Source organism: Alteromonas sp. AWQ4_252, from assembly GCF_056158205.1.
Map to the genome: position 1 here is coordinate 2212091 of NZ_JBSWSV010000001.1, position 25152 is coordinate 2237242.

At 46.1% G+C, this 25152-nt stretch carries 22 protein-coding genes and 3 tRNA genes; 17 read left to right on the forward strand and 8 right to left on the reverse strand.

Annotated elements, in window-relative coordinates; all coding sequences use genetic code 11:
- Positions 1-126: 126 nt before the first annotated feature.
- The 4 genes from ACXACM_RS09790 to ACXACM_RS09805 all read left to right on the forward strand — a co-directional run bounded on the left by ACXACM_RS09790 (position 127) and on the right by ACXACM_RS09805 (position 4958).
- Positions 127-774 carry a carbonic anhydrase gene (locus ACXACM_RS09790; protein WP_474821414.1) on the forward strand — a complete coding sequence of 216 codons (648 nt, stop codon included), beginning with the start codon at positions 127-129 and terminating at the stop codon, positions 772-774.
- 9 nt (positions 775-783) lie between these two features.
- Positions 784-2316, forward strand: coding sequence for a SulP family inorganic anion transporter (locus ACXACM_RS09795; RefSeq protein ID WP_474821416.1), 1533 nt, complete (start codon positions 784-786; stop codon positions 2314-2316).
- A gap of 342 nt (positions 2317-2658) precedes the next feature.
- Positions 2659-3321: a carbonic anhydrase gene (locus ACXACM_RS09800; RefSeq protein ID WP_474821417.1), complete on the forward strand. Its 663-nt coding sequence runs from the start codon at positions 2659-2661 to the stop codon at positions 3319-3321.
- Positions 3318-4958 carry a SulP family inorganic anion transporter gene (locus ACXACM_RS09805; protein ID WP_474821418.1) on the forward strand — a complete coding sequence of 547 codons (1641 nt, stop codon included), beginning with the start codon at positions 3318-3320 and terminating at the stop codon, positions 4956-4958. The genes ACXACM_RS09800 and ACXACM_RS09805 overlap by 4 nt, the downstream gene beginning before the upstream one ends.
- Before the next feature lie 78 nt (positions 4959-5036).
- Here the strand turns inward: ACXACM_RS09805 and ACXACM_RS09810 are convergent, their stop codons facing one another.
- A complete protein-coding gene (locus tag ACXACM_RS09810; RefSeq protein ID WP_474821420.1) occupies positions 5037-7112 on the reverse strand; it encodes a M13 family metallopeptidase in 2076 nt (691 codons plus the stop codon).
- Positions 7102-8325: a GNAT family N-acetyltransferase gene (locus ACXACM_RS09815; RefSeq protein ID WP_474821422.1), complete on the reverse strand. Its 1224-nt coding sequence runs from the start codon at positions 8323-8325 to the stop codon at positions 7102-7104. The genes ACXACM_RS09810 and ACXACM_RS09815 overlap by 11 nt, the downstream gene beginning before the upstream one ends.
- An 80-nt stretch (positions 8326-8405) precedes the next feature.
- Here ACXACM_RS09815 and ACXACM_RS09820 point away from each other — a divergent pair, with 80 nt between their 5' ends.
- From ACXACM_RS09820 to ACXACM_RS09860, 9 genes are all read left to right on the forward strand, one after another.
- Positions 8406-8855, forward strand: coding sequence for a regulatory protein RecX (locus ACXACM_RS09820; RefSeq protein ID WP_474821423.1), 450 nt, complete (start codon positions 8406-8408; stop codon positions 8853-8855).
- 183 nt (positions 8856-9038) lie between these two features.
- Positions 9039-11636, forward strand: coding sequence for an alanine--tRNA ligase (gene alaS / locus ACXACM_RS09825; RefSeq protein WP_474821425.1), 2598 nt, complete (start codon positions 9039-9041; stop codon positions 11634-11636).
- Positions 11637-11766: 130 nt separating this feature from the next.
- Positions 11767-11961 carry a carbon storage regulator CsrA gene (csrA, locus tag ACXACM_RS09830; protein WP_474821426.1) on the forward strand — a complete coding sequence of 65 codons (195 nt, stop codon included), beginning with the start codon at positions 11767-11769 and terminating at the stop codon, positions 11959-11961.
- 159 nt (positions 11962-12120) lie between these two features.
- Positions 12121-12211 (forward strand) — tRNA-Ser (locus ACXACM_RS09835).
- A gap of 41 nt (positions 12212-12252) precedes the next feature.
- Positions 12253-12329: transfer RNA gene (locus ACXACM_RS09840), tRNA-Arg, on the forward strand.
- 49 nt (positions 12330-12378) lie between these two features.
- A tRNA-Arg gene (locus ACXACM_RS09845) sits at positions 12379-12455 on the forward strand.
- A 276-nt stretch (positions 12456-12731) separates the two neighbouring features.
- Complete coding sequence (locus ACXACM_RS09850) at positions 12732-12992, forward strand: OadG family protein (protein ID WP_474821428.1); 261 nt, start codon at positions 12732-12734, stop codon at positions 12990-12992.
- Positions 12993-13013: 21 nt separating this feature from the next.
- The gene (gene oadA, locus ACXACM_RS09855; RefSeq protein ID WP_474821429.1) at positions 13014-14804 is read left to right on the forward strand and encodes a sodium-extruding oxaloacetate decarboxylase subunit alpha; all 1791 of its coding nucleotides are present in this window, start codon (positions 13014-13016) and stop codon (positions 14802-14804) included.
- Positions 14804-15934, forward strand: coding sequence for a sodium ion-translocating decarboxylase subunit beta (locus tag ACXACM_RS09860; RefSeq protein WP_474821430.1), 1131 nt, complete (start codon positions 14804-14806; stop codon positions 15932-15934). Before oadA ends, ACXACM_RS09860 begins: the two co-directional genes overlap by 1 nt.
- A gap of 53 nt (positions 15935-15987) precedes the next feature.
- Here ACXACM_RS09860 and ACXACM_RS09865 read toward each other — a convergent pair whose 3' ends face one another.
- Genes ACXACM_RS09865 through pspF form a run of 6 tightly spaced genes read right to left on the reverse strand, consistent with a single transcriptional unit; the run spans position 15988 to position 22424 of the window.
- Positions 15988-16803 carry an ATP-binding cassette domain-containing protein gene (locus ACXACM_RS09865; RefSeq protein ID WP_474821432.1) on the reverse strand — a complete coding sequence of 272 codons (816 nt, stop codon included), beginning with the start codon at positions 16801-16803 and terminating at the stop codon, positions 15988-15990.
- The gene (locus tag ACXACM_RS09870) at positions 16800-17795 is read right to left on the reverse strand and encodes a peptide ABC transporter ATP-binding protein (protein WP_474821433.1); all 996 of its coding nucleotides are present in this window, start codon (positions 17793-17795) and stop codon (positions 16800-16802) included. The genes ACXACM_RS09865 and ACXACM_RS09870 overlap by 4 nt, the downstream gene beginning before the upstream one ends.
- The gene (locus ACXACM_RS09875) at positions 17795-18688 is read right to left on the reverse strand and encodes an ABC transporter permease subunit (protein ID WP_474821435.1); all 894 of its coding nucleotides are present in this window, start codon (positions 18686-18688) and stop codon (positions 17795-17797) included. The genes ACXACM_RS09870 and ACXACM_RS09875 overlap by 1 nt, the downstream gene beginning before the upstream one ends.
- Complete coding sequence (locus ACXACM_RS09880) at positions 18675-19706, reverse strand: ABC transporter permease subunit (RefSeq protein ID WP_474821436.1); 1032 nt, start codon at positions 19704-19706, stop codon at positions 18675-18677. The genes ACXACM_RS09875 and ACXACM_RS09880 overlap by 14 nt, the downstream gene beginning before the upstream one ends.
- Positions 19703-21280 (reverse strand): ABC transporter substrate-binding protein, encoded by a 1578-nt coding sequence (locus ACXACM_RS09885; RefSeq protein ID WP_474824295.1) that lies wholly within the window; start codon positions 21278-21280, stop codon positions 19703-19705. The genes ACXACM_RS09880 and ACXACM_RS09885 overlap by 4 nt, the downstream gene beginning before the upstream one ends.
- 46 nt (positions 21281-21326) lie before the next feature.
- A complete protein-coding gene (gene pspF, locus ACXACM_RS09890) occupies positions 21327-22424 on the reverse strand; it encodes a phage shock protein operon transcriptional activator (RefSeq protein WP_474821437.1) in 1098 nt (365 codons plus the stop codon).
- Positions 22425-22636: 212 nt separating this feature from the next.
- Here pspF and pspA point away from each other — a divergent pair, with 212 nt between their 5' ends.
- The 4 genes from pspA (at position 22637) to phhA (ending at position 25115) form a co-directional block, all read left to right on the forward strand.
- Positions 22637-23308, forward strand: coding sequence for a phage shock protein PspA (pspA, locus tag ACXACM_RS09895; RefSeq protein WP_474821439.1), 672 nt, complete (start codon positions 22637-22639; stop codon positions 23306-23308).
- Between the two features lie 88 nt (positions 23309-23396).
- Positions 23397-23636, forward strand: coding sequence for an envelope stress response membrane protein PspB (gene pspB, locus ACXACM_RS09900; protein WP_474821441.1), 240 nt, complete (start codon positions 23397-23399; stop codon positions 23634-23636).
- Entirely contained in the window at positions 23633-24088 is a 456-nt protein-coding gene (gene pspC, locus ACXACM_RS09905) for an envelope stress response membrane protein PspC (protein ID WP_474821442.1), read from the forward strand. The genes pspB and pspC overlap by 4 nt, the downstream gene beginning before the upstream one ends.
- Positions 24089-24314: 226 nt before the next feature.
- Positions 24315-25115: a phenylalanine 4-monooxygenase gene (gene phhA / locus ACXACM_RS09910; protein WP_474821443.1), complete on the forward strand. Its 801-nt coding sequence runs from the start codon at positions 24315-24317 to the stop codon at positions 25113-25115.
- The last annotated feature ends 37 nt before the right edge of the window (positions 25116-25152 follow it).

Genomic DNA, 25152 nt, shown 5'->3' on the forward strand with positions numbered 1-25152 from the left:
TACCTGATACTTTTGTTGATAGGTAAAAGCTATCACAATACTAGCTATACTTCTATATACCTATCAGTTAATTCTATAGGAATAGTCAAATAATAGTTAAGCTATCTACATTATCAGGAGTATGGGATGGATCATGTGATTTCAGGCGTTGCAAAATTTCAGCGCGACGTTTACCCGGAAAAAAAAGAAACCTTTAAAAAGTTAGCATCCGGTCAAAGTCCGGAAGTGTTGTTTATTACATGTGCAGATTCCCGAATTGATCCAAATTTAGTAACCCAAACAGATCCGGGCGAACTGTTTATTTGTCGGAATGCAGGAAATATTGTTCCGCCTCACAGTAATCAAACCGGCGGCATGACAGCATCAATTGAATTTGCTGTTGCAGCATTGGGGGTAAGCCACATTGTTGTATGTGGACACACTGACTGCGGCGCAATGAAAGGTGCTCTTGATCCCAGCAAACTAGATAGCCTTCCTCATGTAAAGGAATGGTTAGGTCATTGTCGATGCGCTACCGAGGTCGTCAAGGAAAAAGTAGGGGCACTGGGAATCGAACAGTTGGGTGAAGTAACAAAAGAGAACGTCTTGCAGCAACTGCAGCACCTAAAAACTCACCCAGCGGTAGCAGCCAAATTAGCGACAAAATCTATTCAGCTGCACGCTTGGGTGTATGACATTGAGACTGGCCTCATTCACGTTTACGACAACGACGCTGAAGGTTTTGTCGAGATGGAACAAGCCTACGCAGAGCGAAGACTGGCGGCGAATGGATAGGGAAGAAAAATGAAATTGGATCTTTCGTTCAAGGAAATTAGAAGTGACTTGCCCGCGAGCATCGTGGTGTTTTTTGTTGCACTTCCCCTTTGTCTGGGCATCGCCCTGGCCTCAGGTGCGCCACTTTTTTCTGGCGTGATCGCCGGTATTATTGGCGGTGTTGTCGTCGGTTTGGCCAGTGGTTCTAAACTTGGTGTTAGTGGGCCAGCGGCTGGGCTTGCTGTCATTGTCTTTGACGCGATAGGTACATTGGGAAGCTGGGAAGTATTTCTTTGTGCAGTGGTACTTGCAGGTATATTTCAGTTAATTCTGGGTTTTGCCAGAGCGGGCTTCATTGCGTATTTCTTCCCCACATCCGTGATCACCGGTATGCTGGCGGGTATTGGACTACTCATAATCCTCAAACAACTTCCGTATTTATTTGGTTGGCACTCGGATTTTCTCGGCGAAGAGGCGTTTAGCCAAGTTAATGGTGAGAATACTTTTTCTGCAATCCAGCATGCGATCTCATTAATGTCTCCCACAGCGATAGCTATTTCTGCTGTGTCACTTGTGTTACTTGTGGTTTGGGATAAATATCTGACGAAAGCACATAAAATATTTCAATTAATTCAAGGGCCCATAGTTGTTGTGCTGCTTGGAATTGTTGCTACTTTTGCGTTGACTGCGATGGGGAACTCACTGCCTGCAGATCAGTTAGTGCGCCTGCCTGTCATTGATAGCGTTGAAGCGTTTAAAGCGGAAATGGCATTTCCAGCTTTCTCGAGTATGTTTAGCCTAGACGTTTTAACTGTTGCTCTGGTCATGGCAGCTGTTGCAAGTATCGAAACATTGTTGTGTGTTGAAGCTACGGATAAGCTTGACCCGCAGAAGAATACAACACCAACGAACCGAGAGCTGAAAGCACAGGGTTTAGGTAATATCGTCTCTGGTTTGGTTGGTGGTCTTCCCATCACCCAAGTCATTGTTCGTAGTTCCGCGAACATAGCCTTTGGCGGGAAAACTAAACTGTCTGCCATACTTCATGGTGTTTTTTTGCTGGTAGCAGTATTCGCAATGGCAAGTTTGCTCAATTACATTCCATTGGCATCATTGGCGGCAATACTTATTGTTGTGGGGTATAAATTGGCGAAACCTGCAATGTTTAAAGTAATGTATAAAACCGGGTGGGAGCAGTTTATACCATTCGTAACTACCATTGTTGTGATGATATTCACCGACCTGCTTACAGGGGTTATCGCCGGGCTGGCTCTGAGTGTATTTTTCACTCTTAAACACAGCTACCGAAATTCTTATCAATTTACTGAGACTGTTGATGAACACGAAGGCGAAAAAACCCATCATATTGTGATGGCGGAAGAAGTGTCTTTCTTCAATAAACCCAGTATCCTGAAAAAACTTAACTCTATACCTGCTGATTCGAAAGTGATCCTCGACTTTTCAAACAGTAAGGCGGTTGCGTTTGATGTGAAAGAGATGGTCAAGGACTATCTCGATAAAGCGAGTAGCAAGAATATTAAAGTAGAAACGATTCAACTTTAAACAAAGCATACAACTTGCTCATTGCCGGAAACTCCCTTGGAATGAACAAAAGCGTACCGCAAAGGTTAACAAGCTCTGGCCCAGCACCCGGAATATTGTTTACTTTAGCCTAGCTATCAAGAGGGCATTCGCCCTCTTTGCTTTTATTTATGGACTACGAATCTATTTTCTTACTGGTGTCTTGAAGCTGGTTCTTAATCTTATTGCTTCTTCATCCTGAGGTCGCTATCCTAAGTCTGATAGTAAATGGCTATCGCGAGATATAGTTTATTTCTATAAAGCTATCAGTTAACACTTTCCGTTAATAACAATGATAAAATATTGTAAACGTGGAGTAATTATATGGATCATGTCATCTCAGGTGTCGCTAAGTTTCAAAAAGAAGTTTTTCCGAAGAACAAAGCGATTTTTCAAAAGCTGGCAAATGGCCAGAACCCCGAAGTACTATTTATTACTTGTGCAGACTCGAGAATCGACCCCAATCTGGTAACACAAACGGGCCCAGGTGAACTCTTTATTTGTAGAAACGCTGGCAATATTGTTCCACCACATTCTACTCATACGGGTGGTATGACAGCATCTATTGAATTTGCTGTTGCTGCCCTTGGAGTGAGTCATATTATCGTTTGTGGTCACTCTGACTGCGGTGCAATGAAAGGGGCATTAGCCCCGGAAAAACTCGATGCTTTGCCACACGTCAAAGAGTGGTTAGGCCATTGTCGTTGTGCCACTGAAGTTGTTAAAGAGAAAGTGGGTGACTTAACTGCCGAGCATTTGGGCGATGTAACAAAAGAAAATGTCATGCAACAGTTACAGCATCTGCGTACTCATCCAGCTGTTGCAGCCAAAATTGCTACCGGGCAGGTTCAACTTCACGGATGGCTTTATGATATCGAAAGTGGTGATGTACTTTGTCACGACAGTGAATCTGGAGAGTTTAAGCTGCTAGCTGAAGTTTATGGCGATAAGCCTTTCGTCTCTCATAAAGAGGGCAGTGCAGAATGAAAAGTTTATTGTCAAATGTAAGGGGTGACCTCACTGGTGGGTTAACCGCTGGCATTGTTGCCTTGCCATTGGCTCTGGCCCTTGGTGTTGCGTCCGGTGTGGGCCCTATGGCGGGTCTTTATGGTGCTATCGCGGTAGGTTTTTTTGCCGCTTTACTCGGGGGAACACCTTCGCAGATTTCTGGTCCTACCGGGCCAATGGTAGTGGTACTGGCTGGATTATTTGCATCACTTTCAGGTGATCTAGGCCTTATTTTTACTGCAGTGATGTTAGCCGGTATTTTTCAGATTGTGATGGGCTTCACCGGTGTCGGGCAATATATCAGATTGGTGCCGTATCCTGTTATATCCGGGTTTATGTCCGGTATTGGTGCCATTATTATTATTCTTCAGCTAGGTCGCCTAATGGGGCATGAGCCTCCGGGCGGCACTATTGGCGCGTTAACGTATTTGCCCACTGCGCTTGCAGATATTGATTTTGTGACTTTAGGGCTGGGCATAGGCACCTTAGTAATTGCTTATAAGTGGCCGGCCAAGCTCGGTAAGTTTGTGCCGGGCGCGTTGGCGGCCTTGATCATTGGCACCCTGGTAAGCTTGTCTTTAGATACACCAGTTTTGGGTAATATCCCCACTGGATTGCCGGAGTTGCACTTACCCGTCTTTGATCAATCCAAATCTCTATTGGTACTGGAAGCGGCATTTATTTTAGCGATACTCGGTGCCATTGACTCCCTTTTGACGTCGCTTGTAGCTGACAATATGACCCGTACCCGCCACGACAGTAATAAGGAGTTGATTGGTCAGGGCGTGGGTAACACAGTCGCAGGCCTAATCGGTGGTATCGCTGGTGCAGGTGCAACCATGCGTACAGTTGTCAATATTCGCAGCGGTGGTAAAGAGCGCTTGTCAGGTATGGTACATGCGTTGGTGTTGTTAGCTATTGTATTGGGGCTGAGTCCCTTGGCGGCGAAAATACCGCATGCAGTATTGGCCGGTATTTTGGTTAAAGTTGGTTTGGATATTATCGATTGGAGCTATCTCAAACGCGCCCACACAGGGCCTCGTTGGGATTTTGCACTGATGCTTCTTGTACTTGGTCTGACGGTTTTTGTAGACCTAATCACGGCTGTAGGAGTTGGCGTGGTATTGGCTGCACTGGCTTATGTTAAGCAGGTTGCGCAATTGCAGTTAGACGAAGTGAAGAAAATTCCTGATAACCTTGCAGACCCGGAAGAAGACGCACTTTTGAAGCAGACTCGCGGCAAAGTTCAGGTATTCAGTTTCGGCGGACCATTGAGTTTTGGAGCAGCCGCTGACTTAGGCCATCACGTTCGAGAGAAAGTGAGCACGTCTAATGCCTTAATACTGGATTTTAGTCGGGTACCTAGCATGGATGTATCTGCAGCTATGGCCGTTGAGACTATTACCTCTGATGCAAAAGCTGCCGGTAGAAAAGTGATAATGTGCGGGGCAGTTGATGAAGTGAAAACGGTATTAGACAACATTAACGCCCATCAAAGCGGTGTCACGGTTTGTGCAACCCGTAAAGAAGCATTAGCGATTGCCGTTGAGTTGGTGAATACGCCGGGAAAGGGCGGGGGTAGCCATAGCGCTACCGGAATACTCGCTGACGCCTAAAGGCAATTGATAGTCAATAAAAAGGCTTCCTCCGGGAAGCCTTTTTGCTGTTAGGTAAATAGGTAGCCGGTACTACCTTTACCAGATTTGTACACGGTCTTGCGGTGCAAGATAAAGCTTATCTTCTGGTTGCACATTAAAGGCCTCATACCACGCGTCCAGGTTTCGCGGCGCAAGAGTGCGATAACGAGCTGGTGAGTGCGGATCTGAGCGCAACTGGTTTATCAGGCTCTGCTCGGTGCGCTTTTCGCGCCACACTTGGGCCCACGCTAAAAAGAAACGTTGATCTCCAGTGAAACCATCTATAACCGGTGCTTCTTTACCATTCAAGCTAAGTTTGTAGGCTGCATAGGCCATTGATAGGCCTCCCACGTCTCCAATGTTTTCTCCCATGGTTAATTGACCGTTTACAAAATTACCGGGAATGGGTTCGTATTTGTCGTACTGAGCGCCCAGTTGTTCAACTTTTGCAGTAAACGCGTCGAAATCTTCCTCTGTCCACCAGTTCCGCTGAATACCTTTAGCATCAGACTTTGAACCCTGATCGTCAAAACCGTGACCCATTTCGTGCCCGATAACTGCGCCAATGGCTCCGTAGTTCACCGCAGGATCCGCATTGGGGTCGAAAAACGGCGGTTGCAAAATGGCTGCTGGAAAAACGATTTCGTTAAAAGAGGGGTTGTAATAGGCGTTGACCGTTTGTGGCGTCATTCCCCAACGTTCCCTGTCAGTGGGCTGTAACTCTGCGTCAACGTCTTTGTCGTTAAAGAACTTGCGTAAGTTACGCACATTCTGAACGAGTTCATCGTCTGTGATGGTGAGTCCCGACAAATCAACCCACTCATCCGGATAGCCAATTTTTGGCCGGAAAGCGGCGAGTTTTTCTTTTGCTTGCTCCTTTGTTTCCGGACCCATCCATGTCAGATTATCAATATTGTTGCCGAGCGCGGTGCGCAGGTTTTCAACTAATTCAGACATTTTCTCTTTGGAGCTTTCCGGGAAGTAGCGGTCTACATAAATTTTACCCAATGCAAAGCCTAAAGATTCGGTGCCTGATAATTGGCCAAGCGCTCGTTTCCATCGCGGACGAGGTTCTTGTTGACCATTAAGTGTTTTACCGTAGAAATCAAAACTTTCCTGGTAGATGTCCTGGGAAAGCAGTGACGCGTTATTGCTAATGGTATGGAAATTCAGATAGGCTTTCCATACGTCAAGCTCTGTGTCATTTATAATGCCAATAACGTCTTTCACAGGTTGTGGTGTAGTGATGTTAAGTTCTGGCGCTTTGAGACCGGATTGGGCAAAAAAAGTATCCCAATCAAAACCCGGATAGGCATCAGACAAAGACGCTCGTTCAATCTGATTAAGGGTTAGATCACGGTTCCGGCGTTTTTCCCTGGGCCACTGAGCATGGGCAATGCGGGTTTCCAACGCGAGAATTTCTTCGGCTTGTTGTGCGGGGGCGTTGACTCCAACAAAGGCCAACATTTTCTCTATGTGTGCCAGGTACGCCTTACGTATATCCACAAATCTTGCCTCATCACTGAGGTAATAATCACGGTCTGGTAACCCTAAACCCCCCACACCTATACTAACCTGATATTCGTTAGGGTCGAGCCGGTTATACCATAAGCCTCCACCAATAGGCGTCTCTGTTCCGTAAAGCCAGGCATTGCCAAATAGTTTGGTAAGCTTCTGGCGATTATCAACAGCATTGATCTCAGTGAGTACATCCGCAATGGGCGCAACACCTTTTGCGTTAATACTGTCCACATCCATATAGGCTTTGTAGAAATCGTGTACCATTTGTTCTTCGGGCGTCAGTGATTTTTTTGTCATCAAATCATCAACAATCGCTTTGACTTGTTCTTCACTTTTATCACGCAAGGCGGAAAAAGCGCCAAATCTCACTTTATCTGCAGGCAGTTCATAATTTTCATACCAGGTACCACTGGCATAAGCAAAGAAATCATCGCCGGGCTTCACTGAGGTATTCATGGCAGATAAATCAACGCCGAAAGAGCCTAACTCAGGCGCTTTTATTTCTTCGGCATGCTGGGAAGTTTGGGATTGTTGGGCCCCTTGTTCTGGCTGACTACATCCAGCAAGGTTAAAAGTGGCTGCTACAGCAACAGCAAGCATTTTATACTTCATTGTCGTTACTCTTTTTCGTTATAGCATCGGCTGGTGTTAGCGATGCACTGGTTATTGTTTTTAGCATAGATTTTGCTTTTTCGTTAAATGGCAGCACTTCCGCCGCTTGGGCAAAGTAGTGCCTGATCTGTGGTGTTTCTTCATTTAAAAAGTGTTGCACAGCGCGATGAAACCGAGTGTCAAATAAATGATGGTGGGATACACAATAAGTGGGTTCGAAACCCCGCAAAATTTTGTGTTCCCCTTGCGTACCAGGATTGAAAAAAGAAAGATTGCGTTCTATGGCAAAGGCAATGCCCTGATGATAGCAACACTCAAAGTGCAAGCCATCAACAGGTTCAAGCGCTCCCCAATAGCGCCCGTACAGACCATTTTCATCAAAGAAAAATAATGCGCTGGCAACGGGGGTTCCGTTTATTTCGGCTACGACAAGCAGAAGATTGTCTGCCATATCCGCAAAAATTTGCTGGAAAAAAGCTTTGTTCAGATATCCCCAGTGGCCCGAGCGCTTGAGGTAAGTGCTTTGATAACAGCCGATAAAAAAAGCTAAATATTCAGGAGTGATGGCCGTGCCCGTTAACCGGGAAATGGTTATTCCTTGATCTTTTAGTTTCTGCTGTGATTTTCGCAATGCTCTGCGCTTTCTGGAGGTCAGAGCAGCAGTGAAATCATCAAATGTTTGATAACCATAGTTATACCATTGAAACTGGACGGATAATCGTTGAAGATATTGCTCAGTGCTCCAGGTACGTGATGCTTCGGGTTGTTGGAATAATACATGGCATGAGGAATAGCCATCTTTCTGCAAGTTGCCCAAAGCGGTGGTTGCATGGGCAAGTAAAAGGTCACTGCTTTCACCTTCGCAAATGAGGAGTCTTGCGCCTGTTACTGGCGTGAATGGCACTGCACTAATCCATTTGGGATAATAATTTTCGCCATGTTGCTCGTATGCATGGGCCCAGCCATGATCAAACACATATTCGCCAGAGCTGTCATATTTTGTATAGCCTGGCATAGCTGCGACTAACTTATTATCGCGGTAAACTAACAAGTGATGGGGTTGCCAGGTTGTCTTTTCTCCGACACACCCGGTGAATTCTAGTGCACGAAGGTAAGCGTATTGCAGGAATGGCCCCTGACCCAGCGCCAACGTCGACCACTCAGTTTCTGAAATAGCATCTAATGAAGAGCAAAAGGTAGTGGTATACGTCATATTAGTAAATATTTGATGGTGGATAAAACCATTGGGTATCGTTGTTTAAACCTGGAAAAGTTTACACTTACAGAGGGAAAATGTCAGATCCTGAGCGGAAAATCATTATTGACGCGATTACGCGCATGCTCGCACGACGAGAGCACAGCAAAGAAGAAATTTATCTTAAGCTCGCCCAAAAAGGCTTTGAGCGCCCGGCCTTTATTGAAGTGGTTGAGGAATTTGCCACCGCAGATGTGCAGTCCGATTTGCGATATGCGGAAATGCGGATCCGAGCATGTGCAGCTAAAGGTCAGGGAACGGTTAGGATAATCAGAGAGTTAGAACAACATCATATAAGCGGAACCATTATTGACACAGCCATGGCAGAGGCTGACATCGATTGGTTTGAGCTGGCGTTGCGAGTAAAAGTGAAAAAATTTGGGGAAGCAATTGAAACGGATTTCAAGGGCAAACAAAAGCAGATGCAATTCCTCAATTATAGAGGATTTACTCAAGAGCAAATTCAATATGCTGTAAATGGTGACTAATTCGTGCCTGACTGCTTAACAACTAAGCGTGATCCGTGGTATGTTTGCGCCCTGCGGGCGTGTTGTGTCAGGTTTTCAACAGGCTGCTCGCATCATTATCATCCGTTTCAACCCATTGTGACAAAACAGGCTCCCAGGTTGAACGCGTTTATTCGTTAACAATAGTAGGAAGTTTACATTTCAATGACATTATCGACTGCGGACTTACGCCAAAAATTCATCGATTATTTTAAAAGTCATGGCCATCAGGCAGTGGCGAGTTCCTCTCTGGTTCCGGCAGATGATCCTACGCTTTTGTTCACGAACGCGGGAATGAATCAATTTAAAGATGTTTTTCTCGGTGCAGAGAAGCGCAGTTACACACGAGCGGTGTCTTCTCAACGCTGCGTGCGAGCCGGTGGTAAGCACAACGATTTAGAAAATGTGGGTTACACTGCAAGACACCATACTTTTTTCGAAATGCTTGGCAACTTCAGTTTTGGCGATTATTTCAAAACAGAAGCGATTAGTTTTGCCTGGACATTTCTTACTCAAGAACTTGGCCTACCGAAAGAAAAACTCCTGGTTACTGTGTATTCGGAAGATGATGAGGCCTTTGATATTTGGGAAAACCATATTGGCGTCCCAGCGGAGAAAATAATCCGCATCAGTACGTCAGATAACTTCTGGTCAATGGGTGATACCGGGCCTTGTGGTCCTTGTTCTGAAATATTTTACGACCATGGCGAGCACATCTGGGGTGGGCCTCCGGGTTCGCCAGAAGAAGATGGCGACAGGTTTATCGAAATCTGGAACCTTGTTTTCATGCAGTACAATAAGCAGGAAGACGGCACTATGGAGCCTTTGCCAAAGCCGTCTATTGACACAGGCATGGGGTTGGAACGTATATCCGCTATTTTACAGAATGTTCATAGCAACTACGAAATCGATTTGTTTCAAAACTTAATTTCAGCCGCTGCAAGTATCACCGGCGCGAAGGATTTGGAAAACAAGTCACTCCGGGTTATCGCTGACCATATCCGTTCCTGTGCCTTCTTAATTTGTGATGGGGTAATGCCCGGAAACGAAGGTCGGGGGTATGTTTTACGACGTATCGTTCGCCGGGCAGTCCGCCACGGCAATCAGTTAGGTGCAACCGATATTTTCTTTTACAAGTTGGTCGCTGCGTTAGTGAAAGAAATGGGGGCGTTTTATCCTGAGTTGGCCGACCAGCAACCTGTTATCGAAAAAGTACTGAAAGTAGAAGAAGAACAGTTTAGTAAAACGCTGGAGCGGGGCATGACAATGCTCAACGAGGCCATTGCTGAACTGAGCGGTGATACCTTGCCTGGCGACGTAGTATTTAAATTGTACGATACCTATGGCTTTCCTGTCGATTTAACCAATGATGTCGCCCGCGAACATGACGTGAAAATAGACGAAGCCGGGTTTGACGAATGTATGAAGGCGCAGCGAGCCCGTGCTCAGAAGGCCAGCAACTTCGGTGCAAATTACAACGATATGGTAAAAGTAGAGCACGAAACAGCGTTTACCGGTTATACCGATGTCGATGGGCAGGGAAATGTACTTGAGCTGATTTTCGACAACGCGTTTTGCGATGTGCTAACTGACGGACAGGAAGGCATTGTAGTACTGGATAAAACGCCATTTTATGCAGAATCTGGTGGACAGGCGGGAGACCGTGGTTTACTCAAAGTGGCAAATGGAGAGTTTGTCGTAACGGACACCCAGAAAATGGGTAATGCTTTTGCTCATAAAGGTAAAGTAGTTGGTGAAATCCGCAAGGGTGAACTCGCTGGGGCGGCCATCGATACAGTGAATCGTGAAGCTATCAAGAAAAATCACAGTGCTACTCACCTCTTGCATGCAGCATTGCGAGAAATCCTCGGTGATCATGTTACCCAGAAAGGCTCGCTCGTGGAGGCACAGCGCATGCGTTTCGACTTTTCGCATTTTGAAGGTGTGACCAACGAACAACTGATGACGATTGAAAGTCGGGTTAATGAAGAAATTCGCGCTAACCACGTCTTACAAACCAAGCTGATGGAATTGGACGAAGCTAAAGCGTCAGGGGCCATGGCATTGTTTGGTGAAAAGTACGATGAAAAGGTTCGCGTTGTGACCATGGGGCCGTTTTCTGTTGAACTTTGTGGTGGAACTCACGTCAACAGAACAGGGGATATTGGCTTATTCAAAATCACCTCAGAAGCGGGGATCGCTTCCGGTGTTCGTCGCATAGAAGCGATAACCGGCGCAAGTGCCATTGAGTTTGTCCAAAAGCAACAAACCTTATTGACGTCAGCCGCAGGGTTATTAAAAACAGACGTTGCAGGCTTAGTGGATAAAATAAGTGCAGTGCAGCAACAGGCAAAAGAGCTTGAAAAGGCCCTTACTGCTGCAAAGCAAAAGTTAGCTAGTCAGCAAGGTGCGGATATGCTTGCTCAAACCCAGGAAATTAACGGTACAAAAGTACTCGTTTCTGCGTTAGAGGGAGTGGAGTCCAAAGCATTGCGGGGTATGGTGGACGATCTTAAGAACCGAATTGGCGAAGGGATCGTAGTACTAGGTATGGCTGACGGTGGGAAAGTAAGCCTGATAGTCGGTGTGACTAAACAGCTAACCAGCAAAGTGAAGGCCGGTGAAGTTGTGAACTTCCTTGCTGCTCAGGTTGGTGGTAAAGGTGGCGGTCGCCCGGATATGGCACAGGCTGGCGGTAGTCAGCCGGAAAATCTTTCTGCTGCTTTGGCATCAATTAACGCATATCTGTCTGATAAGCTATAATTGACAAGTGTGAACGGTGAGTTTTTGAAGTGACACGAAAACAGGGAAACACTGTAGCTGATATCGGGTCGTGCCGATATGGGCAAATATGTGAGGGATATGTTCAAAATTAAGGACCAGGAGCAAGCGAATGCTTATATTGACTCGTCGTGTGGGTGAAACTCTGATGGTGGGTGACGATGTTACTGTCACTGTGCTGGGAGTTAAGGGTAATCAGGTACGAATTGGCGTAAATGCGCCGAAAGAGGTGTCTGTGCATCGTGAAGAAATTTACATGCGTATTCAGGCTGAGAAGGGGGGTCAGCCCGGAAACGTAGCTGAATAAAACCTTTTTTAAGGCCGGAGACCCCGGCCTTTATTGTGTTCTGAGTGTGGAAAGTTGGCTTTTTGAACGAATTGTTTAAAATCGCAGCATACGTTTCATTTTTCTGAAAAAAGGGTTTGACTCCACTCTAAGTATCAGTAAAATGCAGCACCACGTTACGGAGAGGTGGGTGAGTGGCTGAAACCAGTTCCCTGCTAAGGAACCATACGCATTACGCGTATCGAGGGTTCGAATCCCTCCCTCTCCGCCACTTATAAAGGTTGGAGTGGTGGCCAACAAACAGTTTATTGCGCGTGTGTAGCTCAGCTGGATAGAGTACCTGGCTACGAACCAGGCGGTCGGAGGTTCGAATCCTTCCACACGCGCCAACTTTTTAAAGCACCACCGTTTGCATTAGTATGCAAATGTACAGTTAAAGCGTGTGTAGCTCAGCTGGATAGAGTACCTGGCTACGAACCAGGCGGTCGGAGGTTCGAATCCTTCCACACGCGCCATATCAAGAAGCCCACCTTATGGTGGGCTTTTTTGTATGTAACGGAAAACCTCTCAGAATATTATTTCTCCCCTCGGTAACGCTGTAGCTTCATTGCACATGGTCTCGTCGCGCGATTCTGCGCATTTTCCATGAGATAAAGCACGGCATGAGATGATAATTGTGAATTACAATTCATAATTTTTGTCTAATTATGCAAAAAAGCTTGCTTTTTACTCATTGTCTTTGGCTTTTTATCATGGTACTTATTCATTTCTCGATTTAAAAGGGTACCTTCATGGATTCAACTTCACTGGCCGGGCCGCTCGCGGAAGCTGCCTCACTAATGCTTACAGGCATGGGGTTCGTGTTTGCTTTTCTTACTTTACTTATCGGTGGAGTGAAAGGCATTGCTTGGTTTTGTGAACGTTTTCCCGGGCCAGAGGTGCAATCTGCTGCGCCTTTGACAAAGTCTACCCGTGCAATTGACGATGCCGTCGACCAACCTACGTTGGCAGCAATAACCGCTGCCATCCATCAGCACCGAACAAAACAATAAAACTTAATTAGGGGAATTGTCATGTCTAAGCCGTTGGCTCTCACGGAACTAGTTTTGCGGGATGCGCATCAGTCGCTACTCGCAACCCGTCTGCGATTGGAAGATATGCTTCCTGTTGCCAGTAAGCTTGATGACGCAGGCTTTTGGTCTGTCGAGTCTTGGGGAGGTGCAACCTTTGACGCTTGTATTCGCTATTTGGGGGAAGATCCCTGGGAACGTATCCGGGCTCTGAAAAAAGCCATGCCGAAAACGAAGCAACAAATGTTACTTCGCGGTCAGAATCTTCTCGGGTATCGCCACTATGCCGATGACGTGGTGACAAAATTTGTCGAGCGGGCGCATGACAATGGCGTGGATGTTTTCCGAATTTTCGATGCTATGAACGATGTGCGGAATCTCAGTACAGCGGTAAAAGCCGCCATTGATTGTGGCGCACACGCCCAGGGTACTATTTCATACACTATCAGCCCTGTACACACCATTGATGGTTGGGTGGACATGGCAAAACAACTGGAAGATATGGGCGTTCATTCTATTTGTATTAAGGATATGGCCGGACTGCTTAAACCTTACGAATGTGAAACGCTTATCACCCGATTAAAAAACACGGTAGATGTTCCCATTGCAATGCAATGTCACGCTACCACAGGATTAAGCACGGCGACCTACCAAAAAGCTATCGATGCAGGTATCGATATGCTTGATACCGCAATATCCTCTATGAGTATGACATATGGACACACAGCAACTGAGACTATCGTTTCAGTTCTGGAAGGTACCCCACGGGATACCGGGCTATCGCTGGAAGGATTGGAAGAAATTGCAGCCTATTTCCGCGATGTACGAAAAAAGTATGCGCAATTTGAGGGCAGCTTAAAAGGTGTGGATGCGCGTATTCTATTAGCACAGGTCCCGGGCGGCATGCTCACTAATATGGAAAGCCAGTTGAAAGAGCAGGGGGCCGCAGATAAATTCGACGAAGTGTTGAAGGAAATTCCACGGGTTCGCGAAGATCTTGGTTTTATCCCTTTGGTTACACCAACTTCGCAAATTGTAGGCACACAGGCAGTGCTCAATGTACTTACCGGTGCACGTTACAAGAGTATCTCAAAAGAAACTGCCGGAGTATTAAAAGGCGAGTATGGCGCAACCGCGGCTCCCGTAGATGCAGATTTACAAACCAAGGTCCTGGATGGTGAGGAACCTGTTACCTGTCGCCCTGCAGATCTACTTGCTCCCGAAATGAACGAACTCGGTGAAGAACTGGGTGAATTGGCCAAAGAGAAAGGCTTTACTCTTGCTGAAGCGAAAGTGGATGATGTGCTCACCTATGCTTTATTTCCACAGATTGGTCTTAAGTTCCTTCAAAACAGAGGTAACCCCGACGCCTTTGAACCAGCTCCAGGCATTGACAATGCAACACCATCCTGCGATATCAAGCAGCAAGCTGTGTCCAACCCTACCCAGGCAGCTGCTTATGACGTGAAGGTTGATGGTAAGGTTTATCACGTCGAGGTGGCAGAGTCGGGTACGTTAACCAGCGTGACGCCAGCTACGGCCTCACCCCAGCCATCGTCTCAGGCTGCTCCTCCTGCAACAGGAGCCAGCATCAACGCTCCGCTTTCCGGCAATGTATTTAAAGTGCTGGTAGGGGAAGGTGACACAGTGCAAAACGATGATGTTGTGATTATTCTCGAAGCGATGAAGATGGAAACAGAAATTCGTTCAGCATTCGATGGTGTGGTTGGGAAAATTGCTGTTAAAGAAGGTGATGCAGTGTCCAATGGCCAGCAGTTAATTGGACTTAAGTAATGGATAAACTCGCGATTTTATGGGATAGCACAGCGCTGGCACATTTTCAGAGTGGCCAGCTAATAATGATGGCGGTGGGACTCTTACTACTTTACCTGGCTATCGTAAAAAAGTTTGAACCCTTGCTGCTCTTGCCCATCGGGTTTGGGGCTTTGCTGACTAACATACCTTTAGCTGGGTTTAGTGAACCTGGTGGCTTGCTGTATTACATTTATGAAGTAGGAATTCACTCAGGTGTATTCCCTTTGCTTATCTTCATGGGCGTTGGCGCAATGACTGACTTTAGTGCCCTTATTGCAAACCCGCGCATGCTATTGTTAGGTGCCGCTGCGCAATTTGGTATATTTGCCACCTTGTTTGGCGCCATCTCACTTAATTTTTTACCAGGCTTCGATTTCACCCTCAAAGATGCCAGCGCTATTGCGATCATTGGAGGGGCCGACGGACCAACTGCAATATTCCTGGCCTCAAGACTGTCGCCGGATTTGCTCGGTGCCATCGCTGTGGCGGCTTACTCATATATGGCATTAGTTCCCATTATTCAGCCTCCTATTATGAAAGCGTTGACGTCTGAGGAAGAACGAAAGATTGAAATGGCACAGTTGCGTCCGGTGTCACAACGGGAAAAAATCATTTTTCCATTAGCTGTGCTTATTCTGACCATCCTGTTCCTACCTTCGGCTACTCCTTTAGTGGGCATGTTCTGTTTCGGCAACCTCATGCGCGAGTGTGGGGTAGTCGAAAGACTCTCTAAAACGGCACAAAACGAGTTGATAAATATTGTTACTATCTTTCTCGGCCTGGCCGTTGGCTCTAAATTGTCTGCGGATAAATTTTTGACAGTGGAAACCCTTGGGATCCTGGGGCTCGGCGCTATTGCTTTTGCCATTGGCACTGCTGCAGGTGTATTAATGGCGAAATTGATGAACCGTCTCAGCGGCGGTGGTATTAACCCACTAATCGGCGCTGCTGGCGTAAGTGCCGTTCCCATGGCTGCTCGTGTGGTTAACAAAGTAGGTTTACAGAGTAATCCGCATAATTTTCTTCTTATGCACGCAATGGGGCCCAATGTTGCCGGGGTGTTAGGGTCAGCCGTTGCCGCTGGAATTTTGCTCGCACTGGTTGGTTAATACTCAGTATGGTCAACATGGTCCAGTAAAAAAGGTTGCGCAAGCAACCTTTTTTAATCTGTAGAGGTAATGGTTTGTTGAGGAACTAATGATTGGTATGCCTGGATGAGTTTTTTCGTCATGTCGTGTTGTGGCCAACGAAACAGGGTTTCGGTTTTACCTGATTCCACAATATAGCCATTTTCCATAACAATAATTCGGTCAGCAATATGCCTGACGATACCCAGATTATGAGAAATAAAAATAAAAGCCAGGCCAAATTCACGCTGTAGAGACAATATAAGGTTCACGGTTTGGGAGCGTACGGATGGGTCCAGAGCCGCGAAAGGTTCATCTGCTACCAGGATTTTAGGTTGCAATATCATGGCCCGGGCAATGGCAACCCGTTGCTGCTGGCCGTCAGACAGCATGTGACGGTAAAAATAATAGTGATCACGTAACAGGCCCACTTTCACCAAAGTCTCTTCTATGATTTTCTTGCGTTCTGGCTCGGTAAGTGACGTGTTTAACTTAAGGGGTTCATCGAGAATCTTTCCCACTGGGATCCCAGGGTTCATTGCCTCTGAACTGTGTTGAAAAATCATCCTGATATCATTGGTACTGTTGTATGTTTTTGTCGATTTTTTCTTTGCTGCGTTATAAGTGACATTACTCAGGAATATTTCTCCTGCGTCTGCTTTTATTGCGCCAACCAATAGCTTTGCGAGTAGGGATTTACCAGAACGGTTCTCGCCAATGATGGCGATGGTTTCGCCTCGCTTGACGCTCAGTTCAATGGGCCCGAGTGAAAATACTTCTGGCTTCTTCAACCATCTCTTTTTATCACTGTGTTTGAATGTCAGCCCACTGACATGCATGATCTCACTCATAATTTATCCATGTGTAGTGGAAAGTGACAACTGTAGGTGTGGTCGTGGATACGGCGAACATCTGGCGTGGTAACACAGGCGCGTTGCGCTCTTGGGCAACGGGGCCCTAGTCGACAGCCTATGGGAACGTGTTGCAACGACGGTATTGTGCCATCCAGTGCCGGTAGTACCGACTTGGGCGGTAAGTCATTCCGGAAGCTTGGGGCACTGTCTAACAGGGCTTTCGTATACGGGTGTAAGGGGCGCTTGCGAATGTGCTTCATACGACCTGATTCAACGGTCTGGCCACAATACAGTACTGTCATGGTGTGAGACATACTGGCGATAGCCAACAAATCATGACTGACGAACAGAATGGATAGCGATTTCGTTTGATTTAAACGCGTGAGCAGTTTCAGGACTTTGGTTTTCGTTGTGGTTTCCATGCCACGGGTAGGATCATCGGCGATCAATAATTTCGGCTGTGAAATCAGCGCCATCGCAATCATAAACTTTTGCCCAATGTCGGTGGGTACCTGGTGAGGGTAAGCATTCAGGTAATGTTTGTGATGCTTTATACCCACTTTGTGCACGGTGCTAATTGCAGTTTTTTTTCGCGATTGACTACGTTGCCAGAACCATTTTCCCTGTACAAATTCATTGGGAACGGCTTCTTCGAGCTGCTCTCCTAACGTGGCTGATGGGTCCATGGCTGAGGTGGGATCCTGAAAAACCACGCCTATGTCTCGTCGCATAAGCTCTCGCCGTTCTTTTTCGCTCATAGACAGCATGTTTTTGCCGTTCCAGGTCATCCGGTCAGCGGTCACATGCCATTGTGCAGGTAAAGACCCTGATATGGCCTGGACCATCAAGCTTTTTCCTGAACCAGATTCCCCTACCAACGCTCGGATCTCTCCACTGTTTACCGTTAGGTTAACCTTATCAAGTGCTTTTACCCGGTTGCCACCGTTATCGATTTCTAACGTTAGATTTTTAATATCGAGCATGGGCATTAGTGGGTTAACCTCTTTCGTAGTGCAGACCGTAAACCATCACCTACCACATTGATGGAAAGGACCATGAGAAAAATCGTCAGTCCTGGAAGCGCAACGTTCCACGGCGCTAGGTATGCCACGTCCAGACCGTCCGCGAGGATCACACCTAGTTCAGGCAGGGGAGGTTGGGCCCCTAAATTGAGAAACCCCAGAGCAGAAATGTCTATTACTGCAATAGATAATGCCAGCGAGCCTTGCACCACCAACATTTCTATCATGTTCGGCAAGATAGAATGAAAGAACAACTGTCGAGGGTTGGCACCGTCGAGTTTCGAGGCCAGAACGTACTCTTTTTTCATTTCGCTTCGAACAAACGAACGAGTATGGTGAATAAACTGGGGAATGAGCGCCAGGGTAATAGCCCACATGCTGTTGACCAAGCCTGTGCCCAATATCGCTACGATAATAATCGCTATCAGTAACGTTGGAATGGCCATCAATGCATCCAGGGTGTGATTAATGACACTGGATCTGACACCACTTGTCATTCCGGCAACAGTGCCAATAGAAACACCAACAAGCATGGCGATAAGGACTAGCAGGATTGCCGAGCCAAATGTAACCTGACAGCCTGCAAGAATGCGGGAAAACACATCCCGGCCTAAGGCGTCAGTGCCGAACAAATGAGAAATTGTGCCATTCGCTTCCCAACTGGGAGGAACCAACAACGCGTCGATATTTTGTTGCAAGGGGTCGTAAGGCGCGACAAATGGACCAAAAATAGAAATAAAGAAAAATAATCCCAGAACAATGAAGCCAGCAAAAGCTATATGACTGGCACGAAACTCCTGCCACGTGCGTTGCCATGGAGTAGGCTGTGACTCTTCTTGATAGAGGTTAAACTGCGCCACGTTCGTACTTTTCCCTGCTTGGATCTATGAGTCTGTTAAATAAGTCGATGAGAATGGTAAAGCTGATAACCACTGTGGCAACTGCGAGCATGCCCATTCGAAGCGCAGAGTAATCTCGCTGATAAATAGCCTGGATTAGCCAGTTACCGATGCCGGGCCATGAAAACAAGGTCTCGACAATCATTGCATTAGTAATAAGTGTGGTGATTTGAATTGCCATCAATGGAAGAATAGGTAACAGTGCATTCCGTAAAATATGTTGGAAGAAAATTTTTCGCTTAGATAAACCCCTGGATTCCGCTGCGGCAATGTATGGGCTTTTTAGCACGTCAATGACAGATCTGCGGGTTAGTCGAATCATTGATGCCGTGCTGATTAATGCAATTGATACCGTTGGCAGGATAAGGTGATGCAATGCATCGACCAACGCCAGTCCACTGTCAATATTGTCGGCTAGCAGAATATCAAGCAAAACAAATCCACTAACATTAGGTACATCGAATAATAAGCTAACCCGACCAGATAACGGAACGATTCCAAGCTCTAAACTAAAAATCAGGATAAACACCAGCGCTAACCAGAATACCGGAAATGAATAGCTGATCATGCTCAGAGAGTTAATGGTGTAATCTGTTTTGGTGTAACTCTTCAGCCCAGCATAGCAGCCAATAGGTACACCGAAGATGAGTGCGGTAAGAAGTGCGTAGGTACTCAACTCAATGGTCGCGGGCATCGCAACGGCTATTTCTTGCCGTAAGGGTAACCCTGAGATAAAACTATAACCCCAGTTTCCCTGCAGAAGTTGTTGCACGTAATAAATAAATTGAAATAAGTAGGGTTCGTCCAGTTGATACTGACGAATCAGGGCGTCACGCTGTATTTCATTATGTGGCGTAATACCTGTGAGGTTGACTAACACATCACCGGGAAACAAGTAAGCCAGGGCGAACGACATAGCCGCTAGCACCAGTAGCGTTAAAACAAAAAGTGTGGTGTAGCGAATGAGGATCTGAATCACAACGATTTTGTTACTCCTGCAAACCGGACACCGCCATAAGGATTTATTGTCATGCCTTTGAGATTGTTGCGGTAAGCCTGATACCGGTAAGCATGGGCTATGGGTATCAAGGGAAGTTCATCGTAAAGTAGCCGGTTTAATTCAACATAGATAGCCTTTCTGCGCATTAAATCCTGGGTTTGTAGTGCTTCTTCAACAAGCTGATCGTACTGTTTGTTGCACCAGCGCGCGCGGTTAGTACCGGATGGAATAGCGCCACAACTGAGCAGTGGGCGATAAAAATTATCCGGGTCGCCATTGTCAGCAGACCAACCTATCAATACCGAGTCATGCAGACCCTCGCGAAGATGTCGACGAAAAGTAGTCCAGTCGTAGGTTACAATATCTACCTCTATATCGACAGCAGACAGATAGCGCTGAATAAGCTCAGCCATTTTTACCGCGTTAGGGTTATAGGCTCGCTCTACAGGCATAGCCCAAACCGTCATACTAAACCCTGGTGGAATGCCTGCCTCATCCAGCAGTTGTCTGGCTAGTATTGGGTTGAACCCGGTGTCTTCAGCATCACTTTGAAAAGCCCAGCTGGCATTGGGAAGAAGTGTTTTTGCCCGGGTTGCACTGTCAAAATACACAGCTTCAAGTAAGGTGTTTTTATCAATAGCGAGGGCCAGCGCTTTTCGTACATTCGGGTTATCAAAGGGAGGGCGATTGGTATTGAAAGCCCAGAAGCCCACATTTAGCCCGGGTTTTTCAGACAGTGTCAGCTCTTCCCTGTTGACGATAATGTCCAGTTCCGTTTGTGCCGGAAAGGCGATGGCATCGCATTCGCCAGTGATCAGTTTAGCAAGACGGATAGAACTTTTCGGGGTGATATCATAAATCAGATGTTCACTATTTAATTCGGCCCCATGCCAATAGTTTTCATGTTTTTCAAATCGGATGAAGTGATCTTTGCGGTAACTGACAAATTTGAAAGGCCCTGTACCAATGGGATAGTGGTCTATGCGTTCTGGCGTTCCTCTACTGAGCAAATAGTCGGCATATTCGGCTGAAAGGATCACCGAAAAATCTGTTGCTAAATTAGCCAGAAACGAGCTGTCTTTATGCTTGAGAATAATCTCTATCCGATAACCATTGATACGTCTGACCTCGAAGATATTGTCAGCAATACCCAAGCTCTCAAAATAGGGATAACGCCCTCCTGATACAGCATGATAAGGGTGAGTGTCATCCCGCCAGCGTTCAATACTGAAGATAACATCATCGGCGTTAAATGGTCGACTGGGAGAAAAATAGGCTGTGTTGTGGAAAAGTACATTCTTTTCAAGCTGAAATGTATATACCAAACCATCTTCTGATACTTTCCAACTGCTCGCCAGACTAGGGATTATTTGCCCGGTATCAGGGTCAAAATTTAGCAAGCGATTGTACAACTGGTGCGCGGTGGCGTCAGCTGTTGTGCTGGAAGTGTCAGTTTGGGGATTGAAGTTAACCGGGTTACTTTCAGAGCAATAGATGATCCCAGACTGATAAAAAGCCTCTCTTTCTACTTTGTCACATCCCTGTAGAAACATAATGCCGGCCAGTCCCCACAGCCACCGAAGCCCTGATTGCAATGTATTACGCCTCCGCTGACTCTGCTGAAGAATCGAGTAGGTTGTACTTTTTAAGATATCCGCGAAGTTGATGATATGTCAGGCTAAGTTTTTCTGCAGTCTTTTTCTGATTAAATTGACTGTCTTCTAAAGCCTGGCGAATCATATCAATTTCATATTGCTGTGAACGCTCTTTTAAATCAATAGGGTAATCTGTAGTTTGCACTGATTTCTCTACTGTCTGAGGGATAACCGCGGTTACCTCAGACACGTTATCGGGCGCTACCGGGTCATTCTGTGGAGTTATTCTATCTTGGGTTTTAATGCGTCCTTTGGGTCTAAAGGGCGACTCAAAAGGATCCATAATGATCTCGTGTACGGGAAGATGAGGGTTGTTACATCGGTATACCGCCCGTTCAACAACGTTCTTTAATTCCCTGATATTACCCGGCCATGGATAGTCCAAAAGGGTACGGCGTGCTTTTTCAGTAAACCCGCTGAACAGTTCCATTTCCAGTTCACGAGCCATATTTATGGCAAAATGCTCTGCTAATAGAAGAATATCTTCTTTTCGTTCTCGCAATGGAGGAATGGTGATTACATCGAACGCGAGCCTGTCTAGTAGATCAGCGCGAAATTCACCACTTTCAGCAAGGGCCGGTAAATCTTCGTTGGTTGCAGCAACCAGCCTTACATCAGTTTTCAGGGTTTTAGACCCACCAACTCGTTCGAATTCGCCATACTCAATGACGCGCAGTAGCTTTTCCTGAATGAGACCTGACGTGTTTGCCAATTCATCCAGAAAGAGTGTGCCATTGTGTGCAACCTCGAAACGCCCCTCACGACGCTTTGCTGCACCGGTAAATGCGCCTGCTTCATAACCGAATAATTCACTTTCCAGCAGGTTTTCATTCAAAGCTGCACAATTGAGTTTGACGTAGTTTTGATCCCAGCGTTGTGATAGAAAGTGTAAACGCGCAGCGATGAGTTCTTTACCCGTACCACGTTCACCGATAACAAGTACAGGTTTGTTGAGTGGTGCAATTTGGGAAATTTGTTCCAGTGTCTCCAGAAAACTATTAGCCTGCCCAAGCAAATTGTCTTGTTGGCGAAATCTACTCATGTAACCCCTCAATTGTTAGTCAATTCGACTAATAATTAGTGTAGAAGAAAATGCGCGTAGTTACGAGAACTATTTGAAGAGAATAATTTGTTTTAATATCAGTTAATTATAAAATTTAGCGAAGTGGCAAGCTATTTGTATAGTTAGTAACAGAGTTAAACGCATCCATGCTGACACAGCATGTTTACTAACACGAGCTAGAGGTAAATATTATGGGAATCTTCTCGCGTTTCACCGATATAGTGAATTCAAATATTAATGCATTACTGGATAAGGCTGAAGACCCTGAAAAAATGGTTCGACTCATCATCCAGGAAATGGAAGATACACTTGTGGAAGTGCGTTCTGCTTCTGCAAAAACGATCGCCAGTAAGAAAGAGATTGTTGCGCAAATCAGCAAATATGAAAAGGATGCTGAGGATTGGGGCGCTAAAGCAGAGCTGGCTTTGAGCAAAGACCGTGATGATCTTGCCCGAGCGGCATTGCAAGAGCGCAAAAAAGCGTCAGAAGCCGCTTCAGCGTTGAGTGATGAACTCGCTGTGGTTGAGGAGCAAATAGCAAAGCTTCAGGATGAAGTTGCGCAACTGCAGGACAAACTCGCTGATGCGAAAAGTCGCCAGAAAACTATCATCATGCGCCAAAAAACAGCAAGTTCGCGACTGGAAGTCAAACGCACCCTGGATAGTGGTAAAGTGGATGCTGCCATGGGCCGCTTTGAGCAGTACGAACGGAAGATTGATGACCTGGAGTCGCAGGTTGAAGCCTATGATTTAGGCAAGAAGACCCTTAACGATGAATTTGCTGAATTGGAAGCCGGCGATAAAATCGATGAGGAACTAGCGGCATTAAAAGCTAAAATAAAACAGGGTAAAGACGCGGAATAATGCGTAATCTGGTTCAGGCTGCGCTGCTCACAGGCGGCTTGAACCCGAATTTTGTGAGCATTCTCACTGATTGTTGGAGGTAAGGGTAATGGACGAAGGAATCATCGCTTTAATATTGGCGCCATTAATACTGTTCATCATTTTCGTCGCGCCAATATGGCTAATACTGCACTATCGAAGCAAAAAGCAGGTAAGTCAGGGGCTGAGTGCTGAAGAATACGCATCACTAAAAGAGCTGGCGGACAAAGCAGAGCAAATGACGGATCGTATCAAAACACTTGAATCGATACTCGACAGCGAAGCGCCACAGTGGAGGGACAGAGCATGAGAGGACAGATGTATCGCGATACACAAAACGCTCGCATAGCCGGAGTATGTGCAGGAATCGCCAACTACTTTGGCCTTGAAAGATGGTTAGTTCGCATTCTGGCTGTCACGGCGTTCTTTCTTCTGGCTGGTCCATTCATGTTTATCGCTTATATAGCGTGCTGGTTTATTTTGGACAAGCAACCCGTTAACGGCGTGGATAAGGAAGAGCAAGCTATTTATGCTGCGGGTAGTAATCACAAAGGCAAAGGATGGAAGAACCCGGAAGTGATTGATGAAAAGTCGCATAAAGTGTCTGTGAAAACCAAAGTTTGGCAAGCAGGTGAGCCACCCAAACAAGCTTTTCACGATATTTCCAGTCGTTTCAGAGAAGCCGAATTGAGATTGAGAAAGGTAGAAAAGTACGTCACATCACGTGAGTTTCAGCTCAATAGAGAAATCAATCAACTGTAACGACTATTAGAGTGTGTTGTCCTTTGCAGCAACAACCTACTGCAAAGGTAGACACGCTCTAGATAAAACCAGCCGGGCGCTGGTTTTTTTATGCCTGAAATCAGACAGCTATATCTGTTATGTAAAAAAAATGTTACATGCTTGTCGCATGGTAAAAGCGCCCGCCACCTTTCTTCGGAGATTAAAGCCTTTAGACTTACTTATGAAGTATGACGAAGAGGCAAACATGTCAAAAATATCAAAATATCGGGCGAAGCAACCAGGGCCCGATGGTCAAATTCAGTGGACTTTACACGAGCACAATGTCTGGGCAGAACTCTATGAGAGACAGGTAAAGTTAGTACCTGAACGGGCGTGTGAACAATACTTGCAAGGTTTGTCATTACTAGATTTACCCTCTCACCGCATTCCTCAACTTTGCGAAGTTGATGCAGTGCTCGAAAAGCATACCGGGTGGAAAACAGCTGCAGTTCCAGCATTGATTGACTTCTCATCATTCTTTGAACTCCTGGCAAATAAACAATTTCCCGTTGCCACCTTCATAAGAAGTCGAGAGGAGTTTGACTATCTGCAGGAGCCGGACATTTTCCATGAAGTATTCGGTCACTGTCCATTACTTACCAATGCGTCTTTCGCCCATTTTACCCATACATATGGAAAATTAGGTCTTACAGCGAGCAAAGAAGATCGCATTTATCTGGCTCGCCTGTATTGGTTTACCGTGGAATTTGGTTTGGTGAACACCCCGGCAGGCACCCGTATTTATGGCGGTGGCATTCTTTCTTCTCCCGGTGAAACCGTTGAGTCCCTCGACAGCTCTGTGCCGGTGAGAGTACCAATGAATACGCTGGATGCGCTGAGAACGCCTTATCGCATAGATATTATGCAGCCCTTATATTACGTGCTAAGTGACTTCGATGAGCTTTTTACTATGGCAGAGTCGGATATTATGAGCTTAGTTGCCCACGCGAAAACACTGAGTCTGTTTGAACCTTTGTTTGCACTAAAGCCAGCCCATGCCGGGTAGAATTATTTATCGTTTCAATGTTATCGGTTTGTGATAT